The following is a 6,473-nucleotide window of genomic DNA, read 5'->3' as shown; positions in this document are numbered from 1 at the left end:
GGTGGGCAGGCCCTTGTAGGTCGTGCCGACGAGGTCCTTCGTGCCGGGTACGTCCTGGGAGGTGATCTTGAAGATGTCCCCGACCGCGAGGTGGTGGGGGCCGTCCTCGAACTTCTCGAGACGGATCTTCGGTCCCTGCAGGTCGACCAGGATCGCGACGGGAACGCCGAGCTCCTCGGCGGCGTCCCGGACGAGGGTGTAGTTCTCGGTGTGCACGGCGTGGTCGCCGTGGCTGAGGTTGAAGCGCGTGACGTTGACGCCGGCGCCGATGAGGGCGCGGATCCCTTCAGGGGTGTTGACGGCTGGACCGAGGGTGGCGACGATCTTCGCTCTACGGCTCATGCATTAACTCCGGTTCGTCGAAACTGTGGTGCGCCGAGAGGCGCGTGGTGGCGGATTCAGAGGGAGATCGCGCGCTCGGTGGCGAGGATCGGCTCCGGAAGCTCCGTCGACTGTTCAAGATACCGGTCGACGGAGGCGGCTGCCGCACGTCCCTCGGCGATCGCCCAGACGATGAGCGACTGGCCGCGGCCCGCGTCGCCCGCGACGAACACTCCAGGAAGCTCCGTCTCGTACTCGGCGGTGCGGTCGAGGGCCCCCCGTGAGGTGAACGGGAGCTGCAGCTGAGGTTCGATCGTGTGCCGCTCCGGGCCCGTGAAGCCCATGGCCAGCAGCACCAGGTCGGCGGGAAGCTCGCGCTCCGTGCCCGCCTTCGGGCCGCGGGAGCCGTCGGCGCGGAACTCGGTCTCAGCGAGGCGGATCGCGCGGACTCGACCGGACTCGTCGCCGATGAACTCGACCGTGGACGCCTGGAAGGCGCGCTCGCCGCCCTCCTCGTGCGAGGTCGAGACCTCGAAGAGGGTCGGCGTCGTCGGCCACGGCTGATGCGCGGGACGCTCGGTCGGCGGCTCCTTGCCGATGGCGAGGTTCGTCACCGAGGCTGCGCCCTGGCGGTGCGAGGTGCCGATGCAGTCTGCACCGGTGTCTCCACCGCCGATGACGATGACGTGCTTGTCCTCGGCGTGGATCTGCGAGGCGAGGTCGTCGCCCGCGACCACGCGGTTCGACTGCGTCAGGAAGTCCATCGCGTAGTGGACGCCCTTGAGCTCGCGGCCCGGCACGGGGAGATCGCGCGGGACCAGCGCTCCGGTGGCGACCACGACGGCGTCGTAGCGCTGTCGGAGGTTGTCCCACGTGATGTCGCGACCGATCTCGATGCCGGTGCGGAAGCGAGTGCCCTCGGCGCGCATCTGCGAGAGACGAGCATCGAGTACGGACTTCTCCATCTTGAAGTCCGGGATGCCGTAGCGCAGCAGCCCGCCGATGCGGTCGTCACGCTCGAACACCGCGACCGTGTGGCCGGCGCGGGTCAGCTGCTGGGCGGCGGCGAGGCCCGCTGGCCCCGATCCGACGACGGCGACCGTCTTGCCCGTGAGGCGCTCTGGCGGGTGCGGACGGACGTTGCCCTCGGCGAAGGCGGTGTCCGCGATGGACTGCTCGACGCGCTTGATCGTGACGGCCGGCTGGTTGATGCCGAGCACGCACGACGACTCGCACGGGGCCGGGCACAGGCGTCCCGTGAACTCCGGGAAGTTGTTCGTGGCGTGCAGGCGCTCGCTCGCGCCCGCCATGTCACCGCGGAACGTCAGGTCGTTCCACTCGGGGATGATGTTGCCGAGCGGGCAGCCCTGGTGACAGAACGGAACACCGCAGTCCATGCAGCGTCCGGCCTGCCGGCGCAGCTGGGTGGGCTCCTGCGGGTCGTAGACCTCGCTGAAGTCCATGATGCGCACGGGAACGGGCCGACGCTTGGGGAGCTCGCGTTCGCGATTGGTGAGGAATCCTCTCGGGTCAGCCACGGGTTGCCTCCAGAATCTCGTGCCAGGTCGTGCTGTCATCGGGGTCGCCACCGCGTTCGATGGCGGCGTTGCGGATCTCGGTGACCTTGGCGTAGTCACGCGGGAGCACCTTCGTGAACTCCTTCGACACCGCGTCGAAGTCCTCGAGCATCTCGCGAGCGAGCTGCGAGTCGGTCTCCGCGTAGTGGCGTTCGAGGATGTCGCGCAGGATGTCGGCATCGGCGCTGGTCAGCGTCGTCAGGCCGAGCTCCCCCGTCGAGACCATGTCGGGGTTGACGAGCTTCGGGTCGAGCTTGTGCACGTAGGCGATGCCACCGGACATGCCCGCACCGAAGTTCTTGCCCGTCTCCCCCAGGATCACGGCGAGTCCGCCGGTCATGTACTCGAGCGCGTGGTCGCCGACGGCCTCCGCCACCGCAGTGGCGCCGGAGTTGCGGACGAGGAAGCGCTCGCCGACGACGCCGCTCAGGAACATGGTTCCGCTCGTCGCGCCGTAGCCGATGACGTTGCCCGCGATGACGTTCTCGTGCGACTTGAACGGCGCACGCTCGTCGGGCCTGAGGATGATCTCGCCACCGCTGAGTCCCTTGCCGACGTAGTCGTTCGAGTCGCCGACGAGCCGGATGCGGATGCCGTTCGGCAGGAACGCGCCAAGCGACTGCCCTGCGGTCCCCCGCAGTTCGATGTCGATCGTGCCTGCTGGCAGGCCGTGCTCACCGTGCTTGAGGGTCACGTGGTGCCCGAGCATCGTGCCGACGGCGCGATCGGTGTTGATGACGTCCATCGACACCTTGACGGACTCGCCGCGCTCGAGCGCCTGCTCGGCGAGCGTGAGCAGCTGCTGGTCGAAGTGCTGGTCGAGCTCGTGCTCCTGGGTGACAAGGCTCCGAGTCGGCGCATCGCCGAACTCGTGGCCGGTGAGCACGCGCGAGAGGTCGAGCCCCTCGGTCTTCCAGTGATGCATCGCCTCGTCGACTTCGAGGAGCTCGCGCTTCCCGATGATCTCGTCCAGTGAGCGCACGCCGAGCTCCGCGAGGTACTCGCGGACCTCCTGCGCGACGAACTCGAAGAAGTTCACGACGTGGTCGGCCTGGCCCGTGTAGCGGGCGCGCAGCTCAGGGTTCTGCGTGGCGACGCCGACCGGGCACGTGTCGAGGTGGCAGACGCGCATCATGATGCAGCCGGAGACGACGAGCGCCGCGGTAGCGAAGCCGAACTCCTCGGCGCCGAGCAGGGCGCCGACGATGACGTCGCGGCCCGTCTTGAGCTGACCGTCCACCTGCACGACCACGCGGTCGCGCAGCCCGTTGAGCATGAGCGTCTGCTGCGTCTCGGCAAGGCCGAGCTCCCACGGGGTTCCCGCGTGCTTGAGGGAGTTGAGGGGCGAGGCGCCGGTGCCGCCGTCGTGGCCTGAGACCAGGACGACGTCGGCAAGCGCCTTCGTCACACCGGCCGCGACTGCGCCGATGCCGTTCTCGCTCACGAGCTTCACGTGGATGCGCGCCGACGGGTTCGCGCGCTTGAGGTCGAAGATCAGCTGCTTGAGATCCTCGATGGAGTAGATGTCGTGGTGAGGGGGCGGGGAGATCAGTCCGACGCCGGGTGTCGCGTGGCGCGTCCGAGCCACCCAGGGGTAGACCTTCGTCGGAGGCAGCTGCCCGCCCTCGCCCGGCTTCGCGCCCTGCGCCAGCTTGATCTGGATGTCATCCGCGTGGGTCAGGTACATGCTCGTGACGCCGAACCGGCCCGAGGCGACCTGCTTGATGGCGCTGCGTCGCTCGGGATCGAGGAGGCGCTCGACGTCCTCGCCACCCTCGCCCGTGTTCGACTTGCCGCCGATGCGGTTCATCGCGATGGCGAGCGTCTCGTGCGCTTCCTTCGAGATGGAGCCGTAGCTCATGGCACCGGTCTGGAAGCGCTTGAGAATCTCGGAAGCCGGCTCGACCTCGTCGATCGGGATCGGAGTCCGGTCGCCCACCTTGAGCTTGAAGAGCCCACGCAGCGTCATCGTCTCCGCGGCCTGGTCGTCGACGAGCTTCGTGTACTCCTTGAAGATGTCGTAGCGGCCCTCGCGCGTCGAGTGCTGCAGACGGAAGATCGTGTTCGGGTTGAAGAGGTGCGGTGGCCCCTCACGGCGCCACTGGTACTCGCCGCCGATGTCGAGGGGGCGGTGCGACGCGGGAGCAGCCTGGGCCGGGTACGCGTGGCGGTGGCGGAGCTGGTTCTCGCGGGCGATGCCCTCCAGCCCCATTCCGGAGATCTTGCTCGCCGTGCCCGTGAAGTACTCGCTGACGAGCTCGTTCGAGAGGCCGACGGCCTCGAAGCACTGCGCGCCCGCGTAGGAGGAGACCGCGGAGATGCCCATCTTCGACATGATCTTCAGGACGCCCTTGCCGAGCGCCTTGATGAGGTTGGCGACCGCCTTCTCCTCGGAGACTCCGGTGAGCTTGCCCTGACGGACCATGTCCTCGCAGGATTCCATCGCCAGGTACGGGTTGACGGCGGAAGCGCCGTAGCCGAGCAGCACTGCGACGTGGTGCACCTCGCGGACATCGCCCGCCTCGATGACCAGGCCGACGCGCATCCTGCGTTCCGTGCGGATCAGGTGGTGGTGCACGGCACTCGTCATGAGCAGCGAGGGGATGGGCGCGTAGTCGCGGTTCGAGTCGCGGTCGGAGAGCACGATGAAGCCGGCGCCGGCGTCGATCGCGCGGTCGGCCTCCTCGCACAGCTCCTCGAGCCGCTTGCGCAGCCCCTCGACGCCGTCGTCGACCCGGTAGCAGCCGCGGAGCGTCTCCGCCGCGTCGATACCGGGGCGCTGCTCGATGTGCTGGATCTTCGCGAGCTGGTCGTTGTCGATGACCGGGAAGTCCAGCACGACCTGACGCGCGTGCTCAGGGCCGGCGCTGAGGAGGTTCTCCTGCGGCCCGATGCTCGTCGTGAGGCTCGTCACGACCTCCTCGCGGATCGAGTCGAGCGGCGGGTTCGTCACCTGCGCGAAGTTCTGCGTGAAGTAGTCGAAGACGAGCCGCGGTCGGTCCGTGAGGATCGCGATGGGCGTGTCCGTGCCCATGGCTCCGATCGGCTCAGCACCGTTCTTCGCCATCGGAGCGAGCAGGATGCGCAGCTCCTCCTCGGTGTAGCCGAAGGTGCGCTGGCGGCGTTCGACGGAGGCCGGAGTGTGCGTGACGTGCTCGCGCTCCGGGAGCTCGGCGAGGTTGATGCGACCCTCGTCGAGCCAGTCCCCCCACGGCTGCAGCTCCGCGAGGTCGTGCTTGACCTCATCGTCTTCGATGAGGCGGCCGACCTCGGTGTCCACGAGGAGCACCTGTCCTGGGCGCAGACGCCCCTTGCGGATGACGGTCGCGGGGTCGAGGCTGGCGACCCCGACCTCGGAGCCCAGCACGATGAGGCCGTCGGCTGTCTGCACGAAGCGGCCGGGGCGAAGTCCGTTCCGGTCGAGCGTCGCGCACACGTAGCGGCCGTCGGTGAAGGCCATCGCCGCGGGCCCGTCCCAGGGCTCCATGATGAGCGAGTGGTACTCGTAGAAGTCACGCACCTCGGCGCTCAGGTCCTCTGCGGTCTCCCACGCTGCCGGCACCATCATGTGCACGGCGTGCGCGAGGGAGCGGCCCGAGAGGGTGAGCAGCTCCAGCACCTCGTCGAAGGATGCCGAGTCGCTGGCGCCCTCGGTCACGATCGGGAACAGGTCTGCGACGTCGCCGAGGATCTCGGAGCGCAGCTGCGACTGCCGGGCGCGCATCCAGTTGCGGTTGCCGCGAACCGTGTTGATCTCGCCGTTGTGCGCCATCATGCGCATCGGCTGCGCGAGCTGCCACGACGGGAACGTGTTCGTCGAGTAGCGCGAGTGCACGATCGCGAGCTTGGAGGCGAAGCGCTCATCGCTCAGGTCCGGGTAGAACGGCTCCAGCTGCAGGGTCGTGACCATGCCCTTGTAGGTGATCGAGCGGCACGAGAGCGACATGAAGTACACGCCGAGCGAATGCTCGGCGCGCTTGCGCATCCGGTAGCACTGCCGGTCGAGGGACGCGCCCTTGCGCGGATTCCCTCGGAAGTTCTGGCGCTCGCTGCGCACGAAGAGCTGCTCGATGACGGGCATCGCGGCCCGAGCCAGCTTGCCGAGCTCGTCCGGCTGCACGGGAACCTCGCGCCAGCCGATGACGCGGAGGTCCTCTTCTGCCGCGAGCTTGGCGATGCCAGCCTTGACCCTGGCCCGCTCGTCGGCGTCCACGGGAAGGTAGGCGTTGCCGACCGCGTAGCGGCCATCGGCAGGCAGGTCGAAGCCACTGACCGCGCGGAAGAAGTCGTCCGGGATCGCCGTCAGGATGCCAGCGCCGTCTCCGGTGCCCGCATCCGAGCCGACAGCGCCGCGGTGCTCCATGTGGCGGAGCGCGTCGAGCGCGTGGTCGATGATGTCGTGACCCGGCGTGCCACGCAGGGTGGCGACCATCGCGAGCCCACAGGCATCGCGTTCGTTGGCAGGGTCGTACAGACCGGCTGCTGCTGGGTAGCCATTCGTTGGAAAGGCGGCGGAGGTCATAACTCGTCCCCTCGTCGGTGGTGCCATGGGTCGCTTGGCGGACTCGACAGAAG

The 6,473-nt window shown here is 68.4% G+C and carries 3 protein-coding genes; all 3 read right to left on the bottom strand.

The genetic code is table 11. From position 1 onward, the window contains the following. A partial coding sequence (locus C5E07_RS06215; protein WP_258063785.1) for a pyruvate kinase occupies positions 1–342 on the bottom strand: 342 nt, incomplete at its 3' end. A 56-nt stretch (positions 343–398) separates the two neighbouring features. Further along, positions 399–1,859: a glutamate synthase subunit beta gene (locus C5E07_RS06210; protein ID WP_104241252.1), complete on the bottom strand. Its 1,461-nt coding sequence runs from the start codon at positions 1,857–1,859 to the stop codon at positions 399–401. Continuing rightward, positions 1,852–6,420, bottom strand: a complete 4,569-nt coding sequence (gene gltB / locus C5E07_RS06205; protein WP_219820061.1) for a glutamate synthase large subunit — start codon at positions 6,418–6,420, stop codon at positions 1,852–1,854. Before gltB ends, C5E07_RS06210 begins: the two co-directional genes overlap by 8 nt. Positions 6,421–6,473 lie beyond the last annotated feature (53 nt).

This window comes from Pseudoclavibacter sp. RFBJ3 (assembly GCF_002931375.1).
Taxonomy (GTDB): Bacteria; Actinomycetota; Actinomycetes; order Actinomycetales; family Microbacteriaceae; genus Pseudoclavibacter.
Note: the sequence above shows the minus strand (reverse complement) of the source record. Positions and strands in the feature narration are given on the sequence as shown.

What these genes read in the sequence shown, in the direction of transcription:
- gltB (WP_219820061.1), bottom strand. Translation starts at nt 6,420, where the DNA reads ATGACCTCCGCCGCCTTTCCAACGAATGGCTACCCAGCAGCAGCCGGT.